Source organism: Streptomyces sp. HUAS MG91 (assembly GCF_040529335.1).
Taxonomy (GTDB): Bacteria; Actinomycetota; Actinomycetes; order Streptomycetales; family Streptomycetaceae; genus Streptomyces; species Streptomyces tabacisoli.
The window spans coordinates 6,013,370-6,027,165 of sequence record NZ_CP159534.1 but is presented as its reverse complement, the minus strand read 5'-3'; the positions used below and the strand labels follow the sequence as shown (position 1 = coordinate 6,027,165).

The 13,796-nt window shown below is 73.8% G+C and carries 8 protein-coding genes; 5 read left to right on the top strand and 3 right to left on the bottom strand.

Annotated features, from left to right (window positions below; genetic code table 11):
• Positions 1-137: 137 nt before the first annotated feature.
• On the top strand, positions 138-1,976 hold the full coding sequence (locus ABII15_RS27500) for an HSP90 family protein (RefSeq protein ID WP_353944943.1): 1,839 nt from the start codon (positions 138-140) through the stop codon (positions 1,974-1,976).
• Entirely contained in the window at positions 1,973-4,702 is a 2,730-nt protein-coding gene (locus ABII15_RS27495; RefSeq protein ID WP_353944942.1) for a tetratricopeptide repeat protein, read from the top strand. The genes ABII15_RS27500 and ABII15_RS27495 overlap by 4 nt, the downstream gene beginning before the upstream one ends.
• 7 nt (positions 4,703-4,709) lie before the next feature.
• Here the strand turns inward: ABII15_RS27495 and ABII15_RS27490 are convergent, their stop codons facing one another.
• Positions 4,710-6,392: a DAK2 domain-containing protein gene (locus tag ABII15_RS27490; RefSeq protein WP_353947224.1), complete on the bottom strand. Its 1,683-nt coding sequence runs from the start codon at positions 6,390-6,392 to the stop codon at positions 4,710-4,712.
• Positions 6,393-6,665: 273 nt separating this feature from the next.
• Here ABII15_RS27490 and rpmB point away from each other — a divergent pair, with 273 nt between their 5' ends.
• The 3 genes from rpmB to ABII15_RS27475 all read left to right on the top strand — a co-directional run bounded on the left by rpmB (position 6,666) and on the right by ABII15_RS27475 (position 11,462).
• Entirely contained in the window at positions 6,666-6,851 is a 186-nt protein-coding gene (gene rpmB / locus ABII15_RS27485; RefSeq protein WP_003957616.1) for a 50S ribosomal protein L28, read from the top strand.
• 154 nt (positions 6,852-7,005) lie between these two features.
• Positions 7,006-10,020: a BTAD domain-containing putative transcriptional regulator gene (locus tag ABII15_RS27480; RefSeq protein WP_353944941.1), complete on the top strand. Its 3,015-nt coding sequence runs from the start codon at positions 7,006-7,008 to the stop codon at positions 10,018-10,020.
• Positions 10,021-10,115: 95 nt separating this feature from the next.
• Positions 10,116-11,462 carry an FAD-dependent monooxygenase gene (locus ABII15_RS27475; RefSeq protein WP_353944940.1) on the top strand — a complete coding sequence of 449 codons (1,347 nt, stop codon included), beginning with the start codon at positions 10,116-10,118 and terminating at the stop codon, positions 11,460-11,462.
• Here ABII15_RS27475 and thiD read toward each other — a convergent pair.
• On the bottom strand, positions 11,411-12,373 hold the full coding sequence (gene thiD / locus ABII15_RS27470) for a bifunctional hydroxymethylpyrimidine kinase/phosphomethylpyrimidine kinase (protein WP_353947223.1): 963 nt from the start codon (positions 12,371-12,373) through the stop codon (positions 11,411-11,413). The two genes, ABII15_RS27475 and thiD, sit on opposite strands and share 52 nt — an antisense overlap.
• Before the next feature lie 8 nt (positions 12,374-12,381).
• Positions 12,382-13,374, bottom strand: coding sequence for a thiamine-phosphate kinase (locus ABII15_RS27465; protein WP_353944939.1), 993 nt, complete (start codon positions 13,372-13,374; stop codon positions 12,382-12,384).
• Between the last annotated feature and the right edge of the window lie 422 nt (positions 13,375-13,796).

The following is a 13,796-nucleotide window of genomic DNA, read 5'->3' as shown; positions in this document are numbered from 1 at the left end:
CCCGGGATCCCTGAAAACCGCTGGTCGGAAGGGGCTTCCCGGCCCTAGGATGACCGCCCTCCGCCCCTTTTCGCGGTCACCTCACGCAGGGCCGCCCGACCCGCGCCGTCGCCCGTCCCCCCACCGGCGCAGCGACGATGGATTCCCAGACTTCTCACGATGCCCAGAGCGCCCAGGCGCCGCACACCTTCCAGGTCGACCTGCGCGGTCTCGTCGATCTGCTCTCCCACCACCTGTACTCCAGTCCCAAGGTCTACCTGCGCGAGCTGCTGCAGAACGCGGTGGACGCCATCACCGCGCGTCGCGCCGAGCAGCCAGACGCCCCGGCCACCGTGCGGCTGTTCGCCGAGGGCGGCGCGCTGCGGGTCGAGGACTCCGGCTTCGGTCTGACCGAGTCGGACGTGCACAGCCTCCTCGCGACGATCGGCCGCAGTTCCAAGCGCGGCGACGGCCTGGAGTCGGCCCGCGCCGACTTCCTGGGCCAGTTCGGCATCGGGCTGCTCGCGTGCTTCGTGGTCGCCGAGCGGATCCGGGTGGTGAGCCGCAGCGCCCGTACGCCGGACGCGCCGCCCGTCGAGTGGACGGCCCGCGACGACGGTTCGTACACGGTCCGTACCCTCCCGGACGCGGCCCGCGCCGAGCCGGGGACGACCGTGCATCTGGAGGCCCGTGCGGGCGCCGCCGACTGGCTGTCCGAGGAGCGGGTGCTGTCGCTCGCGCGGGACTTCGGTTCGCTGCTGCCGTACGACGTGCGGGTGGGCGGGGCGCCGGTGACGGATCTGCCGGCCGTCTGGAACCGCGCGTATCCGACGCCGGCCGGGCGCCGGGTGGCGCTGGCCCGCCACTGCCACGACCTGTTCGGGTTCACGCCGCTGGACTCCATCGACCTGGACGTGCCGCTCGCGGGCATCCGGGGTGTCGCGCACGTCCTGCCGCAGGCGGTCAGCCCGGCCCAGCGCGCGGGCCACCGGGTGCATCTGAAGGGCATGCTGCTGACGGAGCGGGCCGAGCAGTTGCTGCCCGACTGGGCGTTCTTCGTGCGCTGTGTGATCGACACGGACAGCCTGCGGCCCACCGCCTCGCGCGAGTCCTTGTACGAGGACGAGACTCTGGCCGCCGTCCGGGAGGCTCTGGGCGAGCGCGTCCGGGAGTGGCTGACGACGCTCGCGGCGGGCGATCCGGAGCGTCTGGCCGCCTTCTTGTCGGTGCACCACCTCGGGGTGAAGTCCCTTGCGCGGCACGACAAGGAGATGCTGCGCACGATGCTGCCGTGGCTGCCGTTCGAGACGACGGACGGGCGGCTCTCCCTGGAGGAGTTCGCGCAGCGCCACCCCGTCGTGCACTTCACGCGGACCGTGGAGGAGTTCCGGCAGGTCGCGCCGATCGCTTCGGCGCAGGGCATCGGGGTCGTCAACGGCGGCTACACGTACGACGCCGATCTGGTCGAGGCGCTGCCCTCGGTCCGCCCGGGCACGCCGGTGGCGGAGCTGGACGCGGACACCGTGACCGCGCACCTGGACTCGATCGACCCGGCCGAGGAGCTGGCCCTGTCGGCGTTCCTCGCGGCGGCCAGGACCCGGCTCGACCCGCTGGGCTGCGACGTCGTCCTGCGGGCCTTCCATCCGCTGACGGTGCCCGCGCTGCATCTGGACGACCGGGCGGCCCGCCACGAGCAGGCGCGCGCGGAGGCCGAGGCGCAGGCCGACGATCTGTGGGCCGGCATCCTGGGTTCGCTGCGCGGCAGCGCCCCACGCGCGCGTCTCGTCCTCAACCATCTCAACCCGCTGATCCGCAGGGTGAGTTCCCTGTCCGACGCGGAGCTGATCGGAACGGCCGCGGAGGCCCTCTACGGGCAGGCCCTGCTGATGGCCCAGCGTCCGCTGCGTCCCGCCGACTCGGCGCTCCTCAACCGCTCGTTCATCGGCCTCCTGGAGTGGGCCACGCACCCCGGCACCGGAAAGGAAGACGCCCGATGAACGGGACCGACGAGATCATCGACCTGGACTCCCTGCGACGCGCGATGGCGGAGAACGCCGCGCAGCCCGAGGGCCCGGCCCGCGGCGCCCGCGCGGAGCAGCTGCTCGCCGGGGCGGAGAAGCTCTCCGAGCCCCTGGCGGTCGTCGAGGCGCTCGGCCATCAGCTGCAGATGTACAACTACAGCTCCGAGAAGGACAAGATGTTCGTCCCCTTCGCGCGCCTGCTGCGCATGTGGGACGAGCACCCCGAGGAGTTCGACGCCTACGAGGCGCACTCGCTGCACTGGGTCTTCAAGTGGATGTCGGGCGGCATGCTCAACCAGCCGCACATCCCGCTCGCCGCCATGGAGAAGTGGCTCGGCGAGATGGAGCACCGCTACCGGGTGGCCGGGCACTCCGAACGGGCCGTGCGGATGAGCGAGTTCTACGTCGCCGACCACATAGGCGACGAAGAGCGGGCCACGCGCGCGTACGAGGCATGGCTGGCCGCCGACCGTGACGAGATGGCGGACTGCCACGCCTGCGAGCTGAACGGCCAGGGCGCGCGCCAGTCGGATCTGCGCGACGACGAGCGGGCCCTGGAGCTGTGGCGGCCCGTCCTGGAGGGCGAGCACAAGTGCGCCCACGAGCCGCACGCCACGCTGGCGAGCTCACTGCTGCCCCTGCTGCGTCTGGGCCGCCCCGAGGAGGCCCGCGCGCACCATCTGCGCGGCTACCGCCTGGTCCGGCAGATGGAGTCCATGCGCGGCGCGTTCGCCTCGCACGTGGAGTTCTGCGCGCTGACCGGCAACGAGGCCCGCGCCATCGAACTGCTCGCCGAGCGCCCCGCCTACTTCACCGACAGCGGCAACCCGGACGGCCTGATGGACTTCCTGTCCGTGACGGCGCTGGTGATGGACCGGCTCGTCGAGCTCGGCCTGGGTGAGCAGAGCGTTCCGGGGCCGTCGGGGCGGACCTGGACCGCGGCCGATCTCGCGGTGCACGCGCGCGTGGAGGCACAGTCCCTCGCGTCCCGGTTCGACGAGCGCAACGGCACCGACCGGGTGGGCCGTCGGGTGCGGGAGCGCATGGACCAGCGACCGCTGCTCGACAGGCTTCCCCTCGGTGTACGCGTCGTGCGTCCCGTGGCCCCGCGGCCGGCCACCGCGGCGCCCACGCCCGCGGAGCAGCCCGCCGACGCCTCGGCGCTGGTCGCCGAGGCGCGCCGGCTCTCCGTCGAGCAGGGCGGCCCGGACGCCGGTCTCGCCTGGGAGCGGGCCGCGCGGGCCGCGGAGGCGGAGGGGCTGGAGCTCACCGTCCACGACCGGGCCGAGATCGCCGACTACAGCGCGATGGGCTCGGCCGGCGACGGCGTCGAACTGTTCGCCCGCGCGGTCGAGCTGTACGAGGCGAGCGGCGATCCGGAGGAGGCCAGGGCGGCACGCGCGCGAGGCGCGTACGCGCTGTCCCACGCGGGCCGCACGGACGAGGCACTGGCCGCGATCCGGGAACCGTACGAGCAGGTGCTCGCGGCCCTCCCCGGTCTGGACGCCACGACGGCCCGCCCGGCGGCGGTTGTTCTGGCGTGCCGGGCGCGCATCCTGCTCCAGACGCACTCCGGGGACGACGAGATCGGTGAAGCGGAGGCGTGCGTACGTCGGCTGCTCGCGCTCGTCGAGCCGTTCACGGACGTGCCGCGGCTCGCCTCGCAGGCCGCCTCGGCCCGGTCGATGCTCGGGGACATCGCGCTGCACCGGGGCGACACGGACGCGGCCACGGAGTTGTTCGAGCAGGCGGCCGCCGAGCACGTGGCGATGGAACGGCCCTGGCTGGCCGTCGACAGCGAGGTGCGTCTGGCGGGGCTCGCCCGCGACCGGGAGGACGCCGAGGGCGCCGAGCGGGCGCTGCGGGCCGCTCTGGAGCACGGCGCCGGTTACCTGGAGCCGATGGGATCCGCCCGGCTCCATCTCCAGCTGGCCGACGTCCTGGCGGCGAGCGGGCAGTTCGCGTCCGCGTCCGACCACGCCCTGGAGGCGACGCACTGGGCCGACGAGGCCGGTGAGAGCGCGGGGCTCGGCGCCTGGGCCCGGTTCCAGCTGGGCGGCCATCTGCTGCGCGCGGAGCGCATGGCCGAGGCCGCGGAGGTCCTGGAGTCGGCGCTGCTCGACCTGTCCGCCGACGACCACGGCGACGGATCGATCGTGCAGGCCCTTTGGTGGCTCGGCGACTGCGCCCGCGCGCTCGGCGAGCACGTACAGGCCGCGCAGGCGTGGCTGAGGGCCGCGGAGATCGCCCAGCACTGGCCCGAGCAGCGCGACCACGCGATGCTCGCGAACCTGGCGGCGGACGCCCTGGACCGGGCCGGCCGCCCGGAGGAGGCGGACCGGGCCTATGTGCGCGCGGGCGAACTGTGGGCCTCCTTGGGACAGGTGCCCGCCGTGGTGCGGTGCCTTCGCGCGCGTGCCTGGCTGGACTCCGCGTCCGCGGACGACGAGCGGGAGCTGATGGGCGCGGCGATCCGCACCTGTGAGGAGGCCCTGCCGTCGTCCGGCGGGGACGTCCGGCTCTCCCTGCTGTCCGACCTGGGCCACACGCACCGCCAGCTCGCGGAGCTCCTGGAGCGGCGTGGTGAGACCGCGGACGCCACAGCGCACCTGGAGTCCGCCGCCGCGGCATTCGGCGACGCCGGCGACGAGGAGCGCCGGGCCGAGGCCGAGGAGGTCCTGGCCGCGCTGCGGACGCGCTGAGCGGGGCCTACTCGACCCCGATCAGCAGCAGTGCCGACTGCCGCCCGCCCCGGTAGACCACGGTGTCGACGGCCAGGTGAGCCTCGCGGACGTGCCGCTCCAGCGCGTCCGCGACCTCGTCGGGCACGTCGTCGCCCAGGACGAGCGTGACGAGTTCGCCGCCCGCCGCGAGCATCCGGTCGAGCACGGTGCGGGCGGTCGCCGGGACCTCGTGGCCGATGACGGCCACGTCCCCGTCGATGAGGCCCAGCACGTCCCCGGCCTGGCAGATGCCGGCCATGGTCCAGGACTGCCGCTCGGCGACGGCCAGTTCGGCATAGCGGGTGGCGCCCGCGGCCGAGGTCATGGCGACGACGTCCTCGTCGAAGCGCCGGTCGGGCTCGTGCACGGCCAGCGCGGCGATGCCCTGGACCGCGGACCGGGTGGGGATCAGGGCGACCCTTACGCCTTCGGAGCGGGCCTGCTCGGCGGCCGCCGCGGCGGTGTGCCGCATTTCGGCGTCGTTGGGCAGCAGCACCACCTCGCGCGCGTGTGCGCGCCGGATCGCGTCGACCAGTTCGCCACTGGCGGGCGGCTCACCGGGCCGGTCGGGCACGGTGGTCGCGCCGGCCTCGGCGTACAGCCCCGCGAGCCCGTCCCCCGGCACGACGGCGACCACGGCCCGCTGCGCACGCTCGCGGGGCGGCGCCGCGGCACGGTCGGCGTGCACGTCACCGAGGCCGAAGTGCGTGATGCGGATGCGGTACGGCCGCCCGGCCTCGACGCCCGCCTCCACGGCCGCGCCCGCGTCGTCGACGTGCACGTGCACGTTCCACAGCCCCTCCCCGCCGACGACGACCAGGGAGTCGCCAAGGGCGTCGAGCCGGGTCCGCAGCCGGGCCACGGCCCGGTCGTCGGCTTCCAGGAGATAGATGACCTCGAAGGCGGGCCCGGCGACGCCGTGCTCGTCGGGGCACTCCAGTTCGGCGTCGACGGAGACGGCGTCCACGCGCGCGTGCCCGTCCATAGGCCGCTGCCGCCACACCGGTACGACGTTGCCGGAGACGGCCTGGCTCAGCGCCCCCAATACGGCGACGAGCCCTCGCCCGCCGGCGTCCACGACCCCGGCACTGCCGAGGGCCGCGAGCTGGCCCGGTGTCGCGTCGAGCGCCGCGCACGCGCCTTCGTAGGCGGCCCGTGCCACGGTCCCGCAGTCGCCGTCCGTGGCGGTCGCGGCGTCCGCGGCCGCCGTCGCGACGGTGAGGACCGTGCCTTCGACGGGGTGGGCGACGGCCTCGCGCGCGGACTCGGCGGCCCGCCGCAGCGCCAGTCGCAGCGCCGTCCCGTCGGCCGGACCCTCGTGATCTCCCTCACGCGGGTGCCCGTCGGCGAGCACCTGGGACATGCCGCGCAGCAGCTGGGCGAGGATCGTCCCCGAGTTGCCGCGGGCACCGATGAGAGCGCCGTGCGCCATGGCGCGCATCACGTCGGGCAGCGCGGGTGCGGCGGGTTCGAGCCCGGTGAAGACCGCCTCGACCGCCTGATGGGCGGACTCCACGGTCAGATACAGATTGGTGCCGGTGTCCCCGTCCGCGACGGGGTACACGTTGATCGCGTCGATCTCCGCGCGCTCTCTGCCGAGCGCTTCCAGAGCGAGTGAGCACCAGGCGCGTACCGCGGCTGCGTCGAGTACGTGTCGCACATGCGGCACCTGCGGCACCTACGCCTCCTTCGAGCGGCGGGACTGGCACGCAGAGTAGACCCCGCCACGGAGCCGCCCGGGAAGAGGGCCTGGTCCGGGGCCCGGGACAGCGGACCGGGCAACCATGGTAGTTTCGTTGTATCGGAGCAGCCGTTGTATGCTGCTCCGGTTGCCCGATATCCATCGGGCCATCCCCCTGGCACCGCCACTCAGATCCCTTCGATCTCGATCCCGGCATGCCGGGATCAACCGTAAGTGCATCTGAAGTCTTTGGAGTGACCCGTGGCTGCCAACTGCGACGTCTGCGGCAAGGGGCCGGGCTTCGGCAACAACATTTCGCACTCGCACCGCCGTACGTCTCGCCGCTGGAACCCGAACATCCAGCGTGTGCGTGCAGTGGTCGGGCGGACGCCGAAGCGGCTCAACGTCTGCACCTCGTGCATCAAGGCCGGCAAGGTCTCGCGCTGACGTTACGCGTAGCGCGGCCACCTCGCTGGTTGCTTGAAGAAGCCGGTCCCCTCGGGGACCGGCTTCTTCGTTGTCCGGACTCCTTCCGGGGCTCGTCCCCGGCGGATCCGTGATCACGTCCACGACTGTCAGTGGCGACTGCCAGACTCTGCGCATGCGGTTCGGCATCCTCGGCCCTCTCGACGTGCGGGCCTCTGACGGCAGCCCCCTGGACCCCGGCGGGCCACGGCCGCGCGCCCTGCTGACCCTGCTGCTGTTGGACACGGGCCGCACCGTCTCGGCGGAGCGCCTGATCGACGGCCTGTACGGCGAGGACCCGCCGGCCGGGGCGGCGAACGCCCTGCAGTCGCAGATCTCACGGCTGCGCAAGCGCCTGGACATGGACATCGAGTCGGGTCCGGCCGGGTACCGCCTCGCGGTGGCCCCGGACGCCGTGGACCTGCACCGTTTCGAGCGGCTCGCGCGCGAGGGCGGGCAGGCACTGGCCACCGGGGATGCCGCGCGCGCCGCGGCGCTGCTGCGCGAGGGCCTGGACCTGTGGCGCGGTCCGGCCCCGGTCGATCTGCCGCGCCTGGACGAACTGCGGCTCGGTGCGACGCAGGACCGGATCGAGGCGGACCTCGCGCTGGGCGGCGGCGCCGACCTGGTCGCCGAGGTCCGGGAACTGCTGGCTCTGCATCCCCTCAGCGAGCGCCTGTACGGGCTGCTGATGCGCACGCTGCACGCGGCGGGCCGTTCCGCTGAGGCCCTGCGGGTCTACGAGGAGGCGCGGCGCACGCTCGCCGACGAGCTGGGGGCCGATCCGTCCGCGGAGCTCGCGGCGCTTCACCTGGAGCTGTTGCAGGGGCAGGAGCCCGTACGCGTGCGTGGGGTGCCCGCGCAGCTGACGCGGTTCGTGGGGCGGGCGGAGGAGCTGTCCCGGATCGACGAACTGCTCGCCGGGGCGCGTCTGGTGACCTTGACCGGTCCCGGTGGCGCGGGCAAGACCCGGCTCGCCTGCGAGGCGGCCCGCTCCCGCGCGGACGTCTGTTACGTGGAGCTGGCGCCCCTGACCGAAGGGGCCCGGATCCCGTACGCGATCCTCTCCGCGCTCGGGGTGCGGGAAGGGCTGCGCGGGCCGCAGGGCGCGGACGCCACGGACCGTCTCACGGCCGCTCTGGAGGACCGGGACCTGCTGCTCGTGCTCGACAACTGCGAACATGTGATCGCGGAGGCCGCCCAGGTGACGGGCCTCCTCCTGGGCGCCTGCCCGGGGCTGCGCGTCCTGGCGACGAGCCGGGAAGGCCTCGGCCTCACCGGGGAGGCGCTGTGTCCCGTGCCGCCGCTCGCGTCGGGCCCGGCGGCCCAGCTGTTCCGGGACCGGGCAGCGGCGGTCCGGCCCGACTTCGAGGCGCACGGGCACCCGCGCGTGGCCGCGATCGACGACATCTGCGCCGCTCTGGACGGGTTGCCTCTCGCGATCGAGCTGGCGGCGGCGCGACTGCGCACGCTCACCGTGGCCGAGCTCGCGGAGCGGCTGGGCGACAGGTTCCGTGTCCTGTCCCGGGGGGACCGCACCAAGGCGCCGCGCCACCGCACCCTGCGGGCCGTCGTGGAGTGGAGCTGGGAACTCCTCGACGAGGAGGAGCGCGACCTGGCGTGCCGGATGACGGTCTTCGCGGGCAGCGGCCTGTCCGGCGGCGCGACGCTGGACGCGGTGGAAGAGGTGTGCGGCGTCCCGTACCCGGAGGATCTTCTCGCCTCCCTCGCCGAGAAGTCGTTCCTGGAGGCGGCCGACGGACGCTACCGGATGCTGGAGACGATCCGTGCCTTCTGTGCCGAGCACCTTCGGGACGGCACGCTCGGGGAGCTGCGGGACGCACACGCCGCGTACTACCTGCGCCTCGCGGAGGAGGCGGAGCCACAGCTGCGCGGGCACGGTCAGCTGCCCTGGCTGGCCAGGCTCTCCGCCGAGCAGGGCAATCTGGATGCGGCCCTGCGCCACCTCCTCAGGGCGGCTCCGCACGACGGGCTGCGGCTCATGGCGGCCCTGTCGTGGTTCTGGCGGCTGCACGGCCTGGCGGGCGAGCGGGTGCCGCTCGCCCGTGCCCTGGTCGACGCGGTGGGGCCGAACCCCCCGCGCGGCCTGGAGGAGGAGTACGCGCTGTGCGCGCTGAACGGGGTGATGTCCGTGACCGGCGCGGAGGACGAGGACCGGCTCGCGCGTGCCGACAAGGTCCTGGCCACGATCGACCGGCAGCTGAGACTGCCCTTCACCGTGGTCCTGTGGACCCTCGCGGTCGGTCCCGAGAGGTCGCGGGACGAGCGGGTCAGGGCCCAGGTCGGCGACGACCCGTGGGGGCGGGCGCTGCTGTCCGTCGGGCTCGGTTTCCAGGAGCAGTTCGCGGGACGCCCCGCCGCGTCGGAGAAGCTGTTCGCGCAGGCGCTGGAGGGGTTCAGGGAGACCGGCGACCGCTGGGGCATGGCCAACTCCCTCGATCAGCTGGGGATGTTCGCGGACTGGCGCGGTGAGCGGACGCGTGCCCTGGCCCTGCTCGACGAAGCGCTCCGCTGCGCCCGGGAACTGGCGGCGCCCGAGGAGACCGCCGACCTGCTGTGCCGGCGTGGCGCCGTCCTGCTGCGCGGCGCCCGCTACGAGGAGGCGACCGCCGACTTCGCACGGGCGGCCGATCTCGCCCGCGCCGCCGGCGCACCGGAGAAGGTGGCGGGCGCCCACTGGGGAATGGGGGACGCGGCACGGCTGGCCGGGGACCGGGCCCGTGCGCGTGAGCACTACGAGACGGCGCTGGGGATGCACGCGAGGTCCTGGTACGGCGTGGGCCAGACGGTGCACGTCTTCCTCGGGCTGGGCCGTACCGCCCTTGCCGAGGGCCGCACGGAAGAGGCCGACGACTGGTTCCGGCAGGCCCGCACGCTGTCGACCGACGGTCTGGCACAGGGCCTGGAACTCGCGGTGGTGGCCGAGGCGTTGGCCGCCCGCGCGGAGGTTCCCGAGCAGGCCGTGACGCTGCTCGGCGCGGCGTCGGCGCTGCGCGGCCGCCTGATCGTCGACGACCCGGACGTGACCCCGCTCGAGCAGCGGTTGCGGCGGATGCTGGCCCCCGAGGTGTTCAAGAAGGCCTTCGAGCTGGGCGTGAGCCTGCGGGAGGCCGCCGTCGTCGACCTGTGACGGCCGCGGCCCTCGGACCACGTCGTACCGCGCCGGTAAGGCACGGTCAGCGGGCGGTCAGCGACCGGTAAGCGCCGGGCCGCAAGCTCACTGCCATGACGAAGCAGACGCAGAACACCGCAGCTCACACGACCCCCTCCCCCACCGACGAAGGCCGCACCAGCGAGCTCCACACGGGCGAACGCCACACCGGAGACCCCCGCGCCACCGACACCCTCGCCCACCTCGACGTGCTGGTCTCCGGGGCCAGCATCGCCGGGCCCGCGATCGCCTTCTGGCTCTCCCGCCAGGGCGCCCGCGTCACGGTCGTCGAGAAGGCGGCGGCACTGCGCGAGGGCGGCTTCGCGGTCGACTTCCGCGGTCACGTCCACCGCACCGTCCTCACCCGCATGGGCATCTGGGACGACCTGCACCGCATCCGGACCGAGATGGGCCGCCAGACCATCGTGAACGCCGACGACACCGGCCGGGTGGACCTGCCCGCGCATCTGATGAGCGGCGACGTCGAGGTGCTCCGGGGCGACCTCTCCAAGCTCCTGTACGAGCGCACGAAGGACGCCGTCGAGTATGTCTTCGGCGACTCGATAGCCTCGCTCACCGAATCCGCCACGGGCGTCGACATCACCTTCGACCACGGCGCTCCCCGCACCTTCGACCTGGTCGTCGGCGCGGACGGCCTGCACTCGAACACCCGCCGGCTCGTCTTCGGCGACGAATCGCGGTACCTGCGCTTCTTCGGCTATTACGTCGCCGGCTTCGGCATGCCCAACCACCTGGGCCTGGACCGCACGGCGCGCCTGTACAGCGAGCCCGGACGCACCGCGATGATCAGCAACTACGACGGCGATCCCGACCGGGCCGGCGCGGCCGTCGTCTTCGCGTCGGAAGAGCTCGCCCACGACCGCCGGGACACCGCCCGGACGAAGCAGATCGTCGCCGACAAGCTGAGCGGCATGGCCTGGCCGCACGTGGCGGAGATGCGAGCCGCGCTCGACACCGCGGACGACCTGTACTTCGACGCGATCGCCCAGATCCACATCGACCGGCTCTCCAAGGGCCGGGTGATCCTGCTCGGCGACGCGGGGCACGGCGCCACGATGGGCGGCATCGGCACCGGCACGGCGCTGGTGTCGGCGTACGTCCTGGCGGGCGAGCTGGTGGCGGCTCGGGGCGATCACCGCACCGCGTTCGCGGCCTTCGAGGCGGAGATAACGAAGTACGCGAAGGGCTGCCAGAAGATATCGGGGAACGCGGGCCCGTTCTTCGCCCCGCCGACCGAGAGGAGGATCCGCAGCCGTGACCGGGCGTACCGGATGCTCGGCTCACGGTTCCTCGCGGGCTTCTTCAAGCGCCTGACCGAGAAGGCCGCCAGCGCTCTGGCACTGAAGGACTACGGCCTGGCCGGAGAATCGCCCTCCGCCGCCTTGAACCGCCAGCCGTGATCCACGGGTCCGATGCCGCCGCCCAGCGCGAACCCGGCGGCGATCGCCCCGGTCACGTACTCCTTGGCCGCGCGCACGGCCTCGGGCACCGACTGCCCCTTGGCCAGCTGGGCCGCGATCGCGGAGGCGAGGGTGCAGCCCGTGCCGTGCGTGTGGCGGTTGTCGTGGCGCGGGGCGCGCAGCCAGTGCTCCTCGGACCCGTCGGTCAGCAGGTCCACGGCCTCCGCGGAGCCGGCCCCTGGACCATCGGCCGCTGAGCTGCTGCCCGCGGAGCCGCTCCCCACTGAACCACCGGCCGCTGAACCACTGGCCACTGAGCCGTCGCCCCCGGAACCACCGACGCCGGATCCACCGGCCCCCGACCCACTGGAGCCCAGATGGCCCCCCTTGATGACCACCCATCGCGGCCCGAAGCCGAGCACGGCCGCGGCGGCCCTGCGCATGTCCGACTCCGACTCCACCCGGACGCCGGTGAGTTGAGCGACCTCGTCGAGGTTGGGCGTCGCCACGGTGGCGGTCGGCAGCAGCTTGGTGCGGACGGCGTCCAGCGCCGAGGCGGCGAGCAGCGCGTCCCCGTGCTTGGACACGCCGACCGGGTCGACGACGACCGGAGCGTCGGTGCCGGCCAGCAACTCGGCGACGCACTCGACGAGTTCGGGAGAGGCGAGCATCCCGGTCTTGACGGCCTGCACCCCGATGTCGTCGACGACACTGCGGTACTGGGCACGTACCGCCTCCACGGGGAGCTCCCACGCTCCCTGCACTCCGAGCGAGTTCTGTGCGGTGACGGCTGCGATGACGCTCATGCCGTGGGTGCCGAGCGCCAGCATGGTCTTGAGGTCGGCCTGGATCCCGGCCCCGCCCCCGGAGTCGGATCCGGCGACGGTCAGCACCCGCACCGGCCCCGCGATGTCGGCGCTCACGACTCGATCTCCCCGCCGAAGCCGCCGGAGGGACCGTCACCGAAGTGGTCCCAGCCGCCGGTACTGGTCCAGGGCGCGCCGTCGACGGTCACCTGGGGCAGAGCCGAGGGGTTGAGGACCTCACCGATCACCTTCCAGCGGGCCGGCAGCTTCACGTCCGGCGGGAAGGTGGCCACGATCGCGTGGTCCTCTCCGCCGGTGAGCACCCACTGGAGCGGGTCCACGCCGACGGCCTGGCCGATGTCCTTCATCTGGGACGGCACGTCCACGCTGCCGGACGCGATGTCGATGCGGCAGCTGCTGGCCTCGGCGATGTGGCCCAGGTCGGCGATGAGGCCGTCGCTGACGTCGCACATGGCGGTGGCGCCGAGCCCGGCGGCGGCGGGGCCGGCGTCGTACGGCGGCTCAGGCCTGCGGTGCGCCTCGACGAAGGCGCGCGGGGAGCGGAAGCCCCGGGAGAGCACGGCGTATCCGGCCGCGGACCAGCCGAGCCAGCCGGTGACGGCGACGACGTCGCCGGGCTGGGCTCCGGCCCGGGTGACCGGGTCGTGGTTGCGCAGATCGCCGAGGGCGGTGATGGCGATGGTGATCGTGTCGCCGCGCACCACGTCACCGCCGACGACGGCGGCGCCGGCCACCTGGCACTCGTCGCGCAGTCCGTCCATCAGTTCCGAGGGCCAGGACGCGGGCAGTTCGGCGGGGACGACCAGGCCCAGGAGCAGTGCGGTGGGCACGGCGCCCATGGCGGCGATATCGGCGAGGTTCTGGGCGGCGGCCTTGCGGCCGACGTCGTACGCCGTGGACCAGTCGCGCCTGAAGTGCCGGTTCTCCAGCAGGACGTCGGTGCTGGCGACGACCCTGCGGTCCGGTGCGGCGACCACGGCGGCGTCGTCGCCGGGGCCGATCCGTACGGCCGGGGTGGTGGTGAGCCGTGAGGTCAGCTCTCTGATGAGGCCGAACTCCCCCAGCTCGCCGACGGTGCCCTTCATGTGCGTGCTGCCCTTTCTGTTCCGACCGGTTCCCGACCCGCTGCCGGCTCCGCCCCGACCCACTCACGATCCCGAACCATCCCAGGACGGGCCATTCGTGCGCCGCCCGCCCCCTTCAAGCCCACCACTGCCGGTCCCGCGTCCGCCAACCCCACCGCTGCGTCGCCCGTCACCACGACGCCCGCCGGTCCCCCGGCCTCCCGGGCCGCCGTCCCCCGCGCCCTCCGGCCCGCCCCGCCGACCGGCGCGAGGTCGCGGGGCGGGTGCGTGCTGGGTACCGTGGAAGGCACGGGCGCGCCCGCGGGCGTATCCGCGGCCCCGCCGACACGGGCGGCGTCCGCCGCGGCATCCACGGTCACGCCCACAGAGACCCTCACGGCCATGCCTTCCGCATCCTTCGCCCTTCCCGAGGAGCCGCCCCG